This is a genomic window from bacterium SCSIO 12827 (assembly GCA_024397995.1).
Taxonomy (GTDB): Bacteria; Pseudomonadota; Alphaproteobacteria; order Rhodospirillales; family Casp-alpha2; genus UBA1479.
In genome coordinates, this window is sequence record CP073746.1 from 1,354,546 (window position 1) to 1,368,767 (window position 14,222).

A 14,222-nucleotide genomic window follows, 5' to 3' on the forward strand; every position below is an offset into this window, starting at 1 on the left:
ACGAGGTTGAAAATGGGCCGATACTCTCTCGTAAAACAGCAATCAACGCCTCAGGATTCGCATTGTTTTCGAGGGGGTTCGCCTCTCGATACGTTGACTTCCGGTCGGGCTATGGCACGTGCACTGGTGGCCAGTGTTGATGAATCCGATTGCCTTGCTTTGGCCCGGGCGTTTGGAACGCACGTGATATCTGTGTGGTGGGAGGCTTTTACCGCCTCTGAAACGACAATGATTTCTCTGCGCGCTCCCCTGGAGCCGTTCGAGATGATCGACCTTCCTACCGCTGTAAAAAATTTGGCTGACAGCCTCGGTAAAGCGGCAGCGCAACTTGAAGCCGAGGTGGCTGCTTATCATATCGGTCTCATCTACACTTCCACGCTGCCGCTCACGCACCGAGCTTCGTTCGGCGTTTATTATACGCCACCATGCCTGACGGATCGGTTGATTGCTCAAGCCACTTACAGCGGTGTCGATTGGGCTACCTGTCGCGTTCTCGATCCAGCCTGTGGCGGTGGTGCTTTTCTTGCGCCCGTGGCTCGTCGCATCCTTGACGAGTTGACGGACTGTACCCCACGTATCCTGATCGAGAATATTGCCAACCGCCTGCGTGGTTACGAAATCGATCCCTTTGCAGCTTGGCTATCTCAGGTCGCACTCGATGCCGTGCTACTGCCCATTACTTTGGCAACGGATCGTCAGCTTCCTGTTGTTGTCACTGTTTGTGATAGTCTCCGCAAAAATCCGCCGCGCGATCAGTTTGATCTTGTTATTGGCAATCCGCCTTATGGTCGGGTTCGTTTGGCCCCGGACGATCGTGCGCACTTCAAGCGTAGCTTATTCGGTCACGCTAACCTCTATGGGTTATTCACAGACATGGCACTGCGTCACACCCGTTCCGGAGGTGTGGTCGCCTATGTGACACCGACTAGTTTTCTCGCCGGAGAGTACTTCAAAAATCTCCGCGACTTGCTTGGCCGGGATGCTTCGCCCGCAACGCTCGATTTCGTCTCTGTTCGTAAAGGTGTTTTCGACGACGTTCTGCAGGAGACCCTGCTCGCAACATATAAGCGAGGCTCACTCCGTTCCCCTATTGTGGTCCACGAGATCACGCCTGAGAACGATTCCGGCCTGACCGTTGAATATGCAGGATCTTTTGATATTCCGTCGGATTTTTCTAGGCCTTGGATTTTGCCCCGCTGCGCGGAACAGGCTCCGCTTGTCTCCTTGCTTATGGGAATGGAGCACCGTCTTTCCGATTGGGGGTATACCGTCAGCACGGGCCCTTTGGTTTGGAACCGTTACAAGGATCAACTTGCCGAACGGCCGGGCCGGAACCGCTATCCGCTGATATGGGCCGAGGCTATTACTTCGGATGGCCGATTCACTTGGCGTGCCGAGAAAAGAAACCATACACCTTGGTTCGAGATACGAAATGGTGATGACTGGCTTGTTACTGATAACCAATGTGTTCTATTACAGCGTACCACGGCAAAGGAGCAAAACCGCCGGTTGATTGCCGCGGCTCTCCCAGCGGATTTTCTTGGGCGACACGGTGCAGTAGTCATCGAAAATCATGTCAATATGTTGCGACCACTTACCGAAAGCCCATCGATTTCTGCGGACGTTCTGGCTGCTTTTCTCAATAGTGCCGCTGCTGATCGTGCCTTTCGGTGTGTCAGCGGTAGTGTCGCCGTATCTGCGTTTGAGTTGGAGGCGTTGCCCCTCCCAACTCCTGACGATCTGAAGCCTCTCTCCCGATTGGTCCGGGATAATGCCAGCCGTGCGCGGATCGAGGCAGCCTGTTCTAGGCTCTACGAGGGAACCGCCTGAGTCATGTCTGTGCTCCCGCCCTATGTTTCTCGAGATTTCGTAGCAGAAAGACTACCTCTAATCTTTCCCGAAGGCACGCCAAACCGGACTTATTGCGTGCGGGAACTGGCGGCCAGTACTGTCTTCGCGATGCTTTATATTGGGGCAGTTGAAGGTACCGAACGTTACCTTGGTCCGGTCCATGTTTATCGCATGACCAAAGAGCAAGCCGCACAGTCTGGCGATGACATGCGCTTAGGTTATGCCAGTTCAGTATTGAAGAAGAAATATGTTACTCAAGGCACGCGTTGGTATGCTGACAATACTCGCGAGCCGATCCGCGATGAAACTTTGCGCGAGGGCTTGGTTGCCATCGGGGCCGTTTTTACGCGAACCGATTTGCCAACCACCTCCAGTAAGCCTCGATATGCGCTCAAATCAAACTTCGCAACATTGTTTGATCCATCTCTGGATGGTGCTGCACTTGAAACCGCCATCGGCAACTTTCAGGAAACGCACCTGTCCAAGAGTGCGCTTGCGCGCGTCTCGATCATGCGTGCGGGTGCCGCCGCTGGGGCGAGTGGCGTATTAGTCTCGTTCCCCAACAGGGAAACCCGCCAACTCGCACCAGGTCCCAGTTCAATCATTACGCAGGCTGTCATTGAAGTTTTTGCGCCTGCATTTCTAGAAAATCCCGCTGTGCTGTGGCTCAGCGAAAGCGGCAACAAGGTTGTCGCTCGTGACGACAAGCTTGCCGCTGCCATCGGCCTCAAAATCGAAGCCGATAAAAATCTACCGGATATCATCCTTGCGGACCTCGGCCCGACTGAACCGCTCCTCGTTTTTATTGAAGTGGTTGCCACTGATGGTGCTGTCACGACACGCCGACAAAAAGCGTTGTTAGCCCTTACCGACGAGGCGGGGTTCTCGCGAGATCAAGTGGCGTTCTTGAGCGCCTATCAGGACCGGGAGACCGCTGGGTTTCGTAAAACCATCACAGGGCTCGCTTGGGGGGCATTTGCTTGGTTTGCATCTGAGCCTGATAAGCTTGTCATTCTTCGAGACGGCGGGAGTAGCCCGGCCCGTCTCGCCGACCTGCTGGCTTTCTGACGATAGTGTAAGAGGGTTTTATAATCCCTCGGCAATTTCGGCTTGTCGCTTCAAGTCTGGCTGCCCCCTGCTTTCGCTTCGCTACAGCGCGGTTAAGCCCTCAACACGAAATCGTCACCCCCTCGCCACAGGATCGCCCCGTTGCCCCCTAGGATGCCGTACTGTCGGCGCCGCCGCCATTCACAGGCTTAACGAGGGGACGCAATCCATGACCACTGAGAACCCGACCGCGCGCTTCCACGAACAGTTGGGCGGCGATGCCTTGCTGTCGGTTTTGTCGGAGGCCCAGGACACGGTGCGCAGTTACGACAACAAGGCCCAGATCATGGGCGTGGGCTACATCCTGGCCTTGCAGGTGGTGTTGCGCAGCGGCGCGCAGATTCCGGTGCCCATTGATCAGGCGGGGCTTTACGTGTTCGCGGGCTGGGCCATTCTGGTGCTGCCGATCATCATGTTCGCGTTGGTGCTCTATCCGTCGCACGCCAACAAGGTGTCGCGGAAGCGCGATTTCGGGGCCTGCGTGGGGGCGATGTATTTCGATCCGTGCCGCAGCCCCGATGTGGACGCCTATGTGCGCACCGTGGCCGGCGCCGACTGGGTGCGCGAGACGGCCTGCGAGATCATCAAGGTGTCGGACATCCGCGACAAGAAACGCACGCGCTTCCTGCGGGCCCTCTATTGGACCGGCGGGTCGTTCGTCATGCTGTTCCTGGCGCAGATGGCGCGGGCCTCGGGCCTGCTTGCCGAATAGGCCGAAGCCGCTTAAGCCGACGACGACAGCTTCAACCCGACGATGCCCGCCGCGATCAGGCCGATGCAGGCAAGGCGCACCGCCGTTGCCGGTTCGTTGAACAGGAAGATGCCGAAGGCGGCGGCCCCCAGGGTGCCGATCCCGGTCCACACCGCATAGGCGGTGCCGAGCGGCAGGTCACGCACGGCCAGGCCCAGCAGGAGCATGCTGGCGATCAGCGCCGCCGCCGTGGCGATGCTGGGCAGGGGGCGGGTGAAGCCGTCGGTGTATTTCAGGCCGATGACCCAGGCGATTTCGAACAGACCCGCGACAAACAGGTAGATCCAGGACATGGGCGCGCTCTCATGATGGGTTTGGGTGGTGGTTGGACATGACGATCCGGGCGTGCCAGCCTGTTCCCGATGATCTGGGGCGGCCGCCCGGATGGGCATTCATGAATGCGGGATGCGGCGCCGTCAACCGGCGCGTTAATCGTGCGCGGGAAAGGTTGTGCTCAGGGTGTCCAGATAATGTTCGAGCTTCTTGCGGAAGGTGTCGTGCAGGGTGACCAGCTGCGTGCGGGAATCGTTTTCCTTCTGCCGCTTGTCGATCACGTTGTCGGTGGCCAATTGGGCGATCAGCTTCAGGGTCGTCGATTTGGACGCGGCCACGGACACGCAGATGTCCGAGACGTTGAGGTTCTGTCCGGCGTATTGGGCCTCCGCAATGAGGAAAAGAACGTCCCAGGTCAAATTCTGGGTGCCTGCATTTCGGTACAGGGCATTCTGGGCCGCGCGGGATTTTTGCACCCAACGGACCTTTTTTAGGTATTTCGTATACTCCGCTCTTGCTTGAGTTCGAGCGTTCACCATGCTGGCCCCCTCCCCCGAAGGTTTTGCTTTTAATGCGCTGGATTCCTTACGGAACACCACTCGTATATTCTTTTACAATCGTAAGCGTGAGCAAAAAAAGGTCTAGAAATTAGAGGGAATTCCCGTTTCACGATAGTAAGCGCGGATTATTCCTTCGCGAAAATTTCACAATGTGCCCGCATGGCAGCCTTTTACGGCGTATTTGTCCAGAGACTTGCGCCTGATAATCATACGCGGCATCCTAACGGCAATTCTCGCCCGCCGGAACAACCGGCGGCGTGCTTTTGAGGGGGTGCGGTTGGTACGTGGCGCTGTCTGCAGGAGACGGCGCCCAGATCAGCACTTGGGGACCTAACCAACATGCAAACGAACCTTGCGGGGAAGACCTATGAGGTCCAGACCGAATCCGACGGCAAGTGGACCTTTTTCGCTTCCCATAATGTAAAATCGCAGGCCATCCAGCAGGCGCAGGCCCTCTTGGACTCCCACAAATATTCGGGCGTCAAGGTGATCGCCGAAAGCGACCGCAAGGGCGACGAGATCATCTTCAACGAACGGGCCGAGGTCACGGACAAGGGCCTGACCGTCGTGCCCATCGATTCCTCGCCGGTCTGCGAGACGCTGTCCGATTGCTATCAGTTGGAGGCCCGCCGCACGATCGGGCGCCTGCTGCGTCAATACCTGGACGACGTCGGCATGACGGCCATGGAATTGGCCTTCGATTTCGGCCGCCTGAAGATGCTGGAACGCGACGACAAGCTCTATATCGGTGCCCTGTCGCGCCTGGCCAGTTTGCAGGTCGACAAGGACGCCGGTGAAAAGCCCGTCGACCGCCAGAACAAGCTGGAACGTCTGTACAACCAGCTTGTGGCCAACGCGCAAAAGATGATGAAGCGCGAGGACCTGAACGAGGCCCTTCAGGCGGGCGGTCTGCAGGCCCTGATCGACAAGGTCAATGCCGAGGCCCCGGCCGATGAGCGCCATATGCTGATCCTGGCCGGCCTCGCGGTCCATTTGGGCGAGCAGGGCGATTGGAGCGGCAAGATCGAATCCCTGGTCACGCTGTTGGGCGGGCAAGCGGGCGTCGTCGTTCAGGCTTATGTCGATGAGGCCTTGGCGGAAATCCTCGACGGCACCGCCGCCATCACGGAACTGCTGGGCGGCGTCGCCGACGCGGCATCCGCCCACCGCATGCTGGTTCAGCTGTGCCAGGGACGGCTGCCGGAAGTGAAAAATCCGCTCAGCTGCATCAACGAGCTGAACAAGACCATGGCGGCTTACGAACTGGAGAACGCGCGTGACGCGATCCTCGGCCGGGTCGCCCGCGGCATCGGCGGGGTCAAGCCGATGACCCGTGAGGGCAAGGAAGGCGAGCGCACGGCCCTGGTCACCCTGATCCGCAATCTTGAAGGTTATGCCGGGTTGCTCGGTGGCCCGCAGATGGCCGAGGCCCTGACCCTGCGCGCCAAGATGGCCCTGGGCCGCGAGGACGGCGATCTCAGCGCCGAGGAAGCCGTCGCCAGCATCCTTGCCTATCTGCCGTCCCTGCCGTCGCGGGCGGGTTTCGTGCTCGACCTGTCGGCCACGGACACGGGCGCCAAGCAGCAAGCCGCCGTGGTCCGCAACCTGGCCCAGGCCATGCGCGGGTTGACCGGCGTCGACGCCCTGACCGGCGGCGGCCAGGATGCGAAGATGGCCAAGCGCGTGGCCGATGTGCTGAAGGAAAAGATCGCCGCGGCGGGCTTGCCGAATGAATTGAAACGGACGGCGGCCGCGACCCTGGACAAGGCCCTGGCCAACGGGGCCGCGGCGGGGGGCGCGCCGAACGGCGCGGCACCGCAGGAAAAGCGCTGGGACGAAGGGGCTCAGAAACCGGCACAACCGGCACCGGCCGCTGCTCCCAAACCCGCCCCGGCGCCGGCACCTGCGGCGGCGCCGGCCAACGGTGGCGGCAAGGGGCCGGAGCAACGCAAGCTGGTCAAGGGCCAGATATTGTTCGAGGAAGGCGATGCCGGGACTGAGGCGTTCCTGATTTCCACGGGCGCGATTGAGATTTATCGGCGCGGCGCCATCGAGCAGAGTCTGGCCACGCTCGGCGCGGGCGAACTTCTGGGGGAACTGTCGCTGATCGACGATCAGCCGCGCGCCGCCTCGGCCCGCGCCGCCGAGGATTCGGTGCTGATCGTGCTGTCCAAGGAATCCCTCAAGGCCCGCCTGCAGCGCCTGGAGCAGACCGACAAGGTCCTGCACCGTCTGATGGGTGTGCTGGTCAACCGCCTGCGCGGGATGGCCCGCTCGGCGGAATAGGCGGTCGGCCTAACCCCAGGGAAAGGCCGAACGGGGCGGCAGGGCGGCGGAGCCGATGGCGTCGGCGACCCGTAGGCCTTCGTTCCACTTCACCATGCGTTCGGACCGCGTGAACGACCCCACCTTCAATTGCTTCGCCCCCCAGCCGACGGCCAGATGGACGATGGTCACGTCCTCGGTCTCGCCCGACCGGGCGGACACGATGGCGCCGATCCCGGCATCCCGGGCGGCGTCGAAGGCAGCCTTGGTTTCCGTCACCGTGCCGGCCTGGTTCGGCTTGATCAGGGCGCAGTTGAGGGCGCCGTCACGGGCCGCCGCCTGGACCCGGCCCGCGTTGGTCACCAGGAAGTCGTCACCGACGATCTGCAATGACTTGGGGGCGGCCTTCGCGAAGGCGAGGAAGCCTTCCGCGTCGTCTTCGCTCATGGGGTCCTCGACGGACACGATGGGATAGCGGCCGACCCAGCCCAGCAGCATCTCGGCCAATTCCTCGCGCGACATGTCGCGGTCCTCGCGGGCCAGGCGGTAACGCCCGCCCTTGCCGAATTCCGAGGCTGCGATGTCGAGCGAGATGGCGACCTGCTCCCCCGGTTTCAGCCCGGCCTTCTCGATGGCCTGGACCAGGGTTTCGGCGGCGTCCTCGTTGGCGTCGAACGCGGGCCAGAAGCCGCCTTCGTCGGCGACGCCCTGCAGCACGCCGCGTTCGGCCATGATCTTGCCGGCGGCGATATAGACCTCGGCGGTCCAGGCCAGGGCCTGTTCATAGTCGTCGGCGCCGGTGGCGATGACCATGAAGTCCTGCACGTCGATGCGCCGCCCGGCATGGGCGCCGCCGCCGAAGATCTGAATTTCCGGCAGGGGCAGCAGCGGCAGGCCCGGTGTGCCGCCCTGATCCCAAAGGTACTTCCACAAGGGCTGCCCGGCTTGCGCGGCGGCGGCATGCAGCACCGCCATGGATACGGCGATGGTCGCGTTGCCGCCCAGGTTGGCCTTGTTGGGCGTGCCGTCCAGCGCGATCAACGCTTGGTCCACGGCCGCCTGATCGCCGGCATCCATGCCGGTCAGCGTCTTGGCAATGGCGCCGTTGGTCTGCTTCAGGGCATCCGTCACGTCCCAGCCGCCGAACCGGGGGCCGCCGTCGCGCAGGTCGATGGCTTCATTGCTGCCGCGCGACGCCCCCGCGGGCGCGATGGCCCGGCCGAGCGCGCCGCCGGCCAGGGTCACGTCGGCTTCGACGGTCGGCCGCCCCCGGGAATCCCAAACGCGGCGGGCCTTGACGGCGGTGATGGTGGTGGCGGAGGAGGCCGTCATTGGCGGAGTTCCCTTTCCCAGGCGTGGCGGACGTCCGCCAGAATTGGCGGCGGTGTGGTGATCAATGGTCGGGCCGTGCGCCGCACGCGGTCGCGCTCAGCTTCGGCGGTGATGTATTCGACGGGAGACTTACCGTCCACGCGGGCCAGGAACAAGGCTGGAAGCAGGGCGGCGGCCCGGGCCTCGATCGCGGGCTCGGCGGCGTATCCGGCGGCCAGCGCGTCGAAGCAGGCGAGGAACCCGTCCGTCGCGGCGGGCGTCCACAGGCATTTCAAAAGCAGATGGTTGAGGCAGAAGGCCAGGTCGAAGGCCGGATCGCCGTACCAGGCGCATTCGGCATCCAGGAACACCGGCTCGGCCCCGTCGACCAGGATGTTCTTGGGGCTGACGTCGCCATGTACCAAGGCCTCGCGGTGTGACGCCGTGGTCTTGGCCAGGGCCTCCATCCGGGGGGCGAGGTCCGCATGGGCGCCGCCCGTGGCGATCAGATAGGGCTCCAGGCGAATGGAATAGAAGGTTTCGTCCGTCCTGAACCGCTGGGCCACGCCGTCGTCGCCCGCCGTCCCGGCGTGAACTCGTTTCAGGCATTCCCCGACCCTGCGCGCGAAGGCGGGGTCCGCCCGTCCGGCGTGCAGTTCGTCTTTCCAGATCGGGTGAGCCTCTGGCTCCAGATAGGCCATGGCGAACACGCCCTGGTCCGCGTCATGGGCCAGCACGCGGGGGGCGATGCCGGGCTGCAGACCGTTGGCGGTTTCCATCCAGGCGACTTCGAAGGCGTTGCGCTCGACCGGCGCGAACCAGTCGGCCTTGACCTTCAGCTTGGCCAGGGCGCGTTTGACGCAGACCGGCCCGCGCGCCAGGTCCGCGCGCCAGATGTCCGATGACACGCCGCCGGCCAGCGCCGTATAGGCGGGGGTTTCATCCGGGGCGGCGAGGCCGCTTTGACGCAGGAAAGCCGTCAGGAAGTCATCCGCATTGGTGGTATTCATGGTGTTATTTCCCTGCGGCAGCTTGGGCGATGAATTTGAACAGATCGCCCAAGGGCAGGATTGCGTGGCAGTCCCCGGCGGCCGCCACCGCCCCCGGCATGCCCCAGACGATGCTGCTGTCCTTGTCCTGCACGGCGACGGTGCCGCCGCCGTCGGCGACGGTCTTGGCCCCCACCTTGCCATCCGATCCCATACCGGTCAGCACGACGAACAGGATGTTTTCCGCGCCATAGGCCTCGATCAGCCCGCGCATCATGGGCTCGGCCGAGGGTTTGCAGAAATTTTCCTCAGGCCCGTCGTCGATCTTGATTTGCACCCTGCCGGCGTTTCGTGTCGGGACCATGTGGAATCCGCCGGGCGCAATATAGACCTGTCCGTTCTTGATCGGATCACCGTCTTTGCCTTCGGCGCAGGGCCATCCCGTGCGCCGGGTGATGTGTTCGGCGAGCGCGGTCGTGAACCCGGGGGGCATGTGTTGGGTCACGAAGATCGGCTGGGTAACGTTACGGGGCAGGTCCTTAAACAGGGCAAAAAGGGCCTGCGGGCCGCCGGTCGAGCTGGCGATGGCGATGGCTTTCGGGACATGGGGACGACGTTGGCGAACCTCCCCGGAGGGTTGGTGTTCGAAGCGATGGGCGGCCGGCGGCGGGGCGATCACGCGGGTGCCCTTGTCGCGGCGTGCCCGGCCCAGGCCCAGGGACAACTCGGCGATCTGGCGGGTGAATTCGGGCTCGGCAATATGCGGCGTGTGGCGGGACGGTGCCTGGATGAATTCGGCGGCGCCGGCGACCAGGCCGGCCATGGCGTTCTTCACGTTGGCGAAGGTCAGGGTCGCGACCAGCACGACCTGGGCGTCGGGGTCGACCTTCAGCAGACGCGACAAATCGGTCGCCAACTTGACCTTGGCGTCGCCGATGTCGATGAAGATCACGTCGATGGCCTGGCGGCGCAGATGGCTCACGGCATCGATGCCGTCCGTCGCCTCGGCGGCAACATCGACTCCGTCCAGGTCGCGCAGCACCGTCTTGACGGGCTCCGCGACAACGTCCGATGTGCCGACGACCATGGCCTGGATCGCACCGGAAGGGGTGCCTGAAGTGCTGGTGATGCTGTCCGCCATTGCGGCTATGCTCGTTTCCTCGTTTTGTCCGACCATAGTCGCTGGACTTGGGCGAGACAATGGCGTGCGGCGGCCAAACGGTGCCTCCCCTGCGGGTGGTGATTGACCGGAGCCGGGCAACGGGCGTATACCCGCCATGGGCCAGGTCCCCCCAACGGGATCGGACCCTTCTGGAAGCGAAGGGAGTAAAATTCGATGCCAGTTCCTCAGAAGCCGAGCACCCGCCCGGCCAATCCGTGCTTTTCGTCCGGCCCCTGCGCCAAGCGCCCCGGATGGACCGTAGATGTCCTTAAAGATGCCTTTCTCGGCCGTTCTCACCGCCATGCCACGGGCAAGGCGAAGCTGAACGAGGTCATCACCCGTTCCCGCAAGATTCTGGGCATTCCCGACGACTATTACGTCGGCATTCTGCCCGGTTCCGACACCGGCGCCTTCGAGGCCGCCATGTGGAACCTGCTGGGCGAACGCGGCGTCGATATCCTGTCCTGGGAAAACTTCGGTAATGAATGGACCAAGGACGGCGTTCAGGAACTGAAACTGGACAACCTGCGCACCTTCACCGCCCCCTTTGGCGAACTGCCGGATTTGTCCCAGATCGATTTCAACAACGACGTGGTGTTCACCTGGAACGGCACCTCGTCGGGCGTCATGGTACCCGACCGTGGGGCCTGGATTCCCGCCGACCGTGGCGGCCTGACCCTGGTTGACGCGACGTCCTGCATCTTCGGCGTCGATCTGCCCTGGGACAAGCTGGATGCCGTGTCCTGGTCCTGGCAGAAGGTCATGGGCGGCGAGGCCGCGCACGGCATGATCGCGCTGAGCCCGCGCGCGGTGGAACGGCTCAACACCTTCCATCCGGATCGGCCCATCCCCAAGGTCTTCCGCATGAAGAAGAACGGCAAGATCAATCCCGAGCCGTTCGAAGGGGCGACCCTCAACACGCCGTCGCTGCTCTGTGTCGAGGACGCGCTCGACGGTCTGCGCTGGGCCGAGGACATCGGCGGCCTGCCGGTTCTGCTGGGCCGCGTGCAGTCGAACTTCGAAGCCCTCAGCCGTTGGGTCGAGCGTACGCCCTGGATCGACTTCCTGGCTACCGACCCCAAGGTGCGGTCCTGCACTTCGGTGACGCTGAAGATCGTCGACCCGGCCTTCAACGGCCTGAGCGAGGACGACCTGCGCAAGACGCTGCGCCGCATTCCCAAGATGTGCGAGGCCGAGAGGGCGGGGTACGACTTCTCCGAACACCGCGCCGCCCCGCCGGGCTTCCGCATCTGGTGCGGCGCCACGGTGGAGACCTCGGACCTGGAGGCCCTGTTTCCCTGGATCGAGTGGTCGTTCCACCAGATCCGCGCCGAGCTTGCCGGTGAAGCCGCCTAAGGGCGGAAACCGTCATGCCAAGAGTGCTGATTTCCGACAAGATGTCGGGCCTTGCGGCGGAGGTCTTCCAACGCCGCGGGATCGAAGTGGACGTGAAAACGGGCCTTTCGCCCGAGGATCTGTCCGCCATCATCGGGGACTATGACGGCCTGGCCGTGCGCTCGTCGACCAAGGTGCGTGGTCCGATCATCGAGGCCGCCAAAAACCTGAAGGTCATCGGCCGCGCCGGGATCGGCGTCGACAATGTCGATCTGAACGCGGCTACGGCCAAGGGCATCGTGGTGATGAATACGCCGTTCGGCAATTCCATCACCACGGCGGAACACGCCATTGCCATGCTGATGGCCCTGGCCCGCGACATCCCCGCGGCCAACGCCTCGACCCATGCCGGAAAGTGGGAAAAATCCCGCTTCATGGGGGTCGAGATCACGGGCAAGGTGCTGGGCATCATCGGCTGCGGCAACATCGGTTCGGTCGTCGCCGACCGGGCCCAGGGGTTGAAAATGCGGGTTATCGCGTTCGATCCCTACCTGGGCGAAGACCGGGCGACGGAACTGGGGGTCGAGAAAGTGACCCTCGACGAGCTTCTGGCCCGCGCCGATTTCATCAGCCTGCACACGCCGTTGATCGACGCCACGCGCCATATCATCGACGCCGATGCGCTTGGCAAGACGCGAAAGGGCGTGCGCCTGATCAACTGCGCGCGCGGCGGCCTGGTCGACGAGGCCGCCCTCAAGGCGGCGCTGGACAGCGGCCATGTGGCGGGGGCGGCGATCGACGTGTTCGAGGAAGAACCGGCGACGCAAAGCCCGCTGTTCGGCATGGACCAGGTGGTGGCCACGCCGCACCTAGGGGCGGCCACGACGGAAGCCCAGGAAAAGGTGGCCGTGCAGATCGCCGAACAGATGGCCGATTATCTTCTGGATGGGGCCGTGTCCAACGCGCTCAACATGCCGTCGGTGACGGCGGAAGAAGCGCCGCGCCTGAAACCCTACATGACCCTGGCCCAGCAGCTTGGCAGTTTCGCCGGGCAGGCGACGCGCTCGGCCATCCGCGAGGTCACGATCTCCTATGAAGGGGTATGCGGCGAACTGAACTGCAAGCCGCTGACCGCCGTGGTTCTGCAGGGGCTTCTGGGGCCCTCCATGGAAGGCATCAACATGGTCAACGCGCCGACCATCGCCAAGGACCGCGACATCATAGTGCGCGAGGTGCGGACCGACGACGCGGGGGCATTTCATTCCCGCATCGAGGTGACGGTGACGACGGAAAACCAGACCCGGTCTCTTGCCGGTACCCTGTTCCATGACAGCCCGCGTTTGGTCGAGATCAAGGGCATCCCCATCGACGCGACCCTGGGCAGGAACATGCTTTACATCACCAACTACGACAAACCGGGCCTGATCGGGGCGTTGGGATCATTGTTGGGCGATGCCGGCATCAACATCGCGACCTTCAACCTGGGCCGCGCCCAGGCCGGCGGTGACGCCATCGCGCTGTTGGAAGTGGACGAGGCTCCGCCGCCCACGGTTCTGGCCAAAATCCAGGGGCTGGAACATGTCATGATCGCCCAGGCGATGAAGTTCTGAGGCTGACGGCGCACCGGCGTTGGCGCGCCTTCGGGCGAGCTTCCACGGGCAGAATTATATTGACTTGCCATACCCTCGCTGGTGTACGTCACCGCAACATAAAGCAGCTTTCCGAGGGGCATCGTGCGGATTGAGCGAAAATGACGACGAAACGGGCAGGCCCGGATGCGGGCGGCTTTGGCGTCGCGGGGGCGGACCTTTCCGACAAGATCGCCGGTATCGGTGCGCGCATTCGGTTCATGCGTCGCCAGCGCGAGATGTCTCTCGATCAGCTTGGCACCGTATCCGGATTGACCAAGAGCTACCTGTCCAAGGTGGAACGGGGCCTGTCCGTACCGTCCATTTCCACGGCCATGAAGGTGGCCGACGGCTTCGGTGTCAGCATCGGTGAATTGCTGGGAGCCGAACAGGGCGACCAGACCGTACATGTCGTCCGCAAGAGCGAACGCGAGGCCTTCATGGGACCGAGCGGCGGGGCCGGCGGTTACAACTATGAACTCCTGTCCGGCGGCAAACGGTTCAAGACCATGGAACCGTTCATCATGCGCCCCCCCTTCGAATTCGAGGGCCGCCGTCTGTTCGAACACCGGGGTGAAGAATTCATATTCGTGCTGTCGGGGGAAATCGAGATTGAGTTCCCGGCCCGGCGCTTCATCTTGAAAGCCGGGGATTCAATATATTTTGAATCCCATCTGCCCCACCGATCACGGTCCGTGGGCGCGGTGAACGCCGAAGTCTTGGTTGTCGTCACCGGCTAAGATCGTGATGCCCACCGGGTTTTATCGCATCCCGGCCCCTTTCCCGCACTTGAACAATGTTTGGAGCCGACCGCTATGCCGCCTTGCGGCGGCGCGTGCGCATCTGTGAACTTATCCACAGGATACGATGTGTCAGTAGTGACACAGTGTGTCATTGATGCTAGACATGATTTGGGTGTGCTGTCATTGGGGGCGAAGAAGGGTACGGACGTTGATGGAACGAAACGTATCGTTGAAGGCGAATTTTGCC

The 14,222-nt window shown here is 62.6% G+C and carries 12 protein-coding genes; 7 read left to right on the forward strand and 5 right to left on the reverse strand.

Annotated elements, in window-relative coordinates:
- The first annotated feature begins 111 nt into the window (after window positions 1-111).
- The 3 genes from KFF05_06395 to KFF05_06405 all read left to right on the forward strand — a co-directional run bounded on the left by KFF05_06395 (window position 112) and on the right by KFF05_06405 (window position 3,670).
- Window positions 112-1,830 (forward strand): Eco57I restriction-modification methylase domain-containing protein, encoded by a 1,719-nt coding sequence (locus tag KFF05_06395; GenBank protein UTW52985.1) that lies wholly within the window; start codon window positions 112-114, stop codon window positions 1,828-1,830.
- A gap of 3 nt (window positions 1,831-1,833) precedes the next feature.
- Window positions 1,834-2,919 (forward strand): restriction endonuclease, encoded by a 1,086-nt coding sequence (locus KFF05_06400; GenBank protein UTW52986.1) that lies wholly within the window; start codon window positions 1,834-1,836, stop codon window positions 2,917-2,919.
- 208 nt (window positions 2,920-3,127) lie between these two features.
- Entirely contained in the window at window positions 3,128-3,670 is a 543-nt protein-coding gene (locus KFF05_06405) for a hypothetical protein (GenBank protein UTW52987.1), read from the forward strand.
- Between the two features lie 11 nt (window positions 3,671-3,681).
- On the opposite strand, the gene sugE is transcribed toward KFF05_06405, so the two are convergent.
- Window positions 3,682-4,002 carry a quaternary ammonium compound efflux SMR transporter SugE gene (sugE, locus tag KFF05_06410; GenBank protein UTW52988.1) on the reverse strand — a complete coding sequence of 107 codons (321 nt, stop codon included), beginning with the start codon at window positions 4,000-4,002 and terminating at the stop codon, window positions 3,682-3,684.
- Between the two features lie 135 nt (window positions 4,003-4,137).
- The gene (locus KFF05_06415) at window positions 4,138-4,458 is read right to left on the reverse strand and encodes a hypothetical protein (GenBank protein UTW52989.1); all 321 of its coding nucleotides are present in this window, start codon (window positions 4,456-4,458) and stop codon (window positions 4,138-4,140) included.
- A gap of 423 nt (window positions 4,459-4,881) precedes the next feature.
- Here KFF05_06415 and KFF05_06420 point away from each other — a divergent pair, with 423 nt between their 5' ends.
- Window positions 4,882-6,828: a cyclic nucleotide-binding domain-containing protein gene (locus tag KFF05_06420; GenBank protein ID UTW52990.1), complete on the forward strand. Its 1,947-nt coding sequence runs from the start codon at window positions 4,882-4,884 to the stop codon at window positions 6,826-6,828.
- A 9-nt stretch (window positions 6,829-6,837) separates the two neighbouring features.
- On the opposite strand, the gene KFF05_06425 is transcribed toward KFF05_06420, so the two are convergent.
- The 3 genes from KFF05_06425 to KFF05_06435 are packed head-to-tail and all read right to left on the reverse strand — an operon-like array spanning window position 6,838 to window position 10,248.
- Window positions 6,838-8,139 (reverse strand): phosphopyruvate hydratase, encoded by a 1,302-nt coding sequence (locus tag KFF05_06425; GenBank protein ID UTW52991.1) that lies wholly within the window; start codon window positions 8,137-8,139, stop codon window positions 6,838-6,840.
- On the reverse strand, window positions 8,136-9,128 hold the full coding sequence (locus KFF05_06430) for a phosphotransferase (protein UTW52992.1): 993 nt from the start codon (window positions 9,126-9,128) through the stop codon (window positions 8,136-8,138). The genes KFF05_06425 and KFF05_06430 overlap by 4 nt, the downstream gene beginning before the upstream one ends.
- A gap of 4 nt (window positions 9,129-9,132) precedes the next feature.
- Window positions 9,133-10,248, reverse strand: a complete 1,116-nt coding sequence (locus KFF05_06435) for a chemotaxis response regulator protein-glutamate methylesterase (protein ID UTW52993.1) — start codon at window positions 10,246-10,248, stop codon at window positions 9,133-9,135.
- Between the two features lie 195 nt (window positions 10,249-10,443).
- On the opposite strand from KFF05_06435, the gene KFF05_06440 reads away from it, so the two are divergent.
- The 3 genes from KFF05_06440 to KFF05_06450 all read left to right on the forward strand — a co-directional run bounded on the left by KFF05_06440 (window position 10,444) and on the right by KFF05_06450 (window position 13,972).
- Complete coding sequence (locus tag KFF05_06440; protein ID UTW52994.1) at window positions 10,444-11,625, forward strand: phosphoserine transaminase; 1,182 nt, start codon at window positions 10,444-10,446, stop codon at window positions 11,623-11,625.
- 14 nt (window positions 11,626-11,639) lie between these two features.
- Window positions 11,640-13,214, forward strand: a complete 1,575-nt coding sequence (gene serA, locus KFF05_06445) for a phosphoglycerate dehydrogenase (protein ID UTW52995.1) — start codon at window positions 11,640-11,642, stop codon at window positions 13,212-13,214.
- Window positions 13,215-13,354: 140 nt separating this feature from the next.
- A complete protein-coding gene (locus tag KFF05_06450; protein ID UTW52996.1) occupies window positions 13,355-13,972 on the forward strand; it encodes a helix-turn-helix transcriptional regulator in 618 nt (205 codons plus the stop codon).
- Window positions 13,973-14,222: the final 250 nt, after the last annotated feature.

Coding starts and splice junctions, on each gene's coding strand:
- KFF05_06450 (UTW52996.1), top strand. CDS start 13,355: ATGACGACGAAACGGGCAGGCCCGGATGCGGGCGGCTTTGGCGTCGCG.
- serA (UTW52995.1), top strand. CDS start 11,640: ATGCCAAGAGTGCTGATTTCCGACAAGATGTCGGGCCTTGCGGCGGAG.
- KFF05_06395 (UTW52985.1), top strand. CDS start 112: ATGGCACGTGCACTGGTGGCCAGTGTTGATGAATCCGATTGCCTTGCT.
- KFF05_06420 (UTW52990.1), top strand. CDS start 4,882: ATGCAAACGAACCTTGCGGGGAAGACCTATGAGGTCCAGACCGAATCC.
- KFF05_06430 (UTW52992.1), bottom strand. CDS start 9,128: ATGAATACCACCAATGCGGATGACTTCCTGACGGCTTTCCTGCGTCAA.
- sugE (UTW52988.1), bottom strand. CDS start 4,002: ATGTCCTGGATCTACCTGTTTGTCGCGGGTCTGTTCGAAATCGCCTGG.
- KFF05_06440 (UTW52994.1), top strand. CDS start 10,444: ATGCCAGTTCCTCAGAAGCCGAGCACCCGCCCGGCCAATCCGTGCTTT.
- KFF05_06435 (UTW52993.1), bottom strand. CDS start 10,248: ATGGCGGACAGCATCACCAGCACTTCAGGCACCCCTTCCGGTGCGATC.
- KFF05_06405 (UTW52987.1), top strand. CDS start 3,128: ATGACCACTGAGAACCCGACCGCGCGCTTCCACGAACAGTTGGGCGGC.
- KFF05_06425 (UTW52991.1), bottom strand. CDS start 8,139: ATGACGGCCTCCTCCGCCACCACCATCACCGCCGTCAAGGCCCGCCGC.
- KFF05_06400 (UTW52986.1), top strand. CDS start 1,834: ATGTCTGTGCTCCCGCCCTATGTTTCTCGAGATTTCGTAGCAGAAAGA.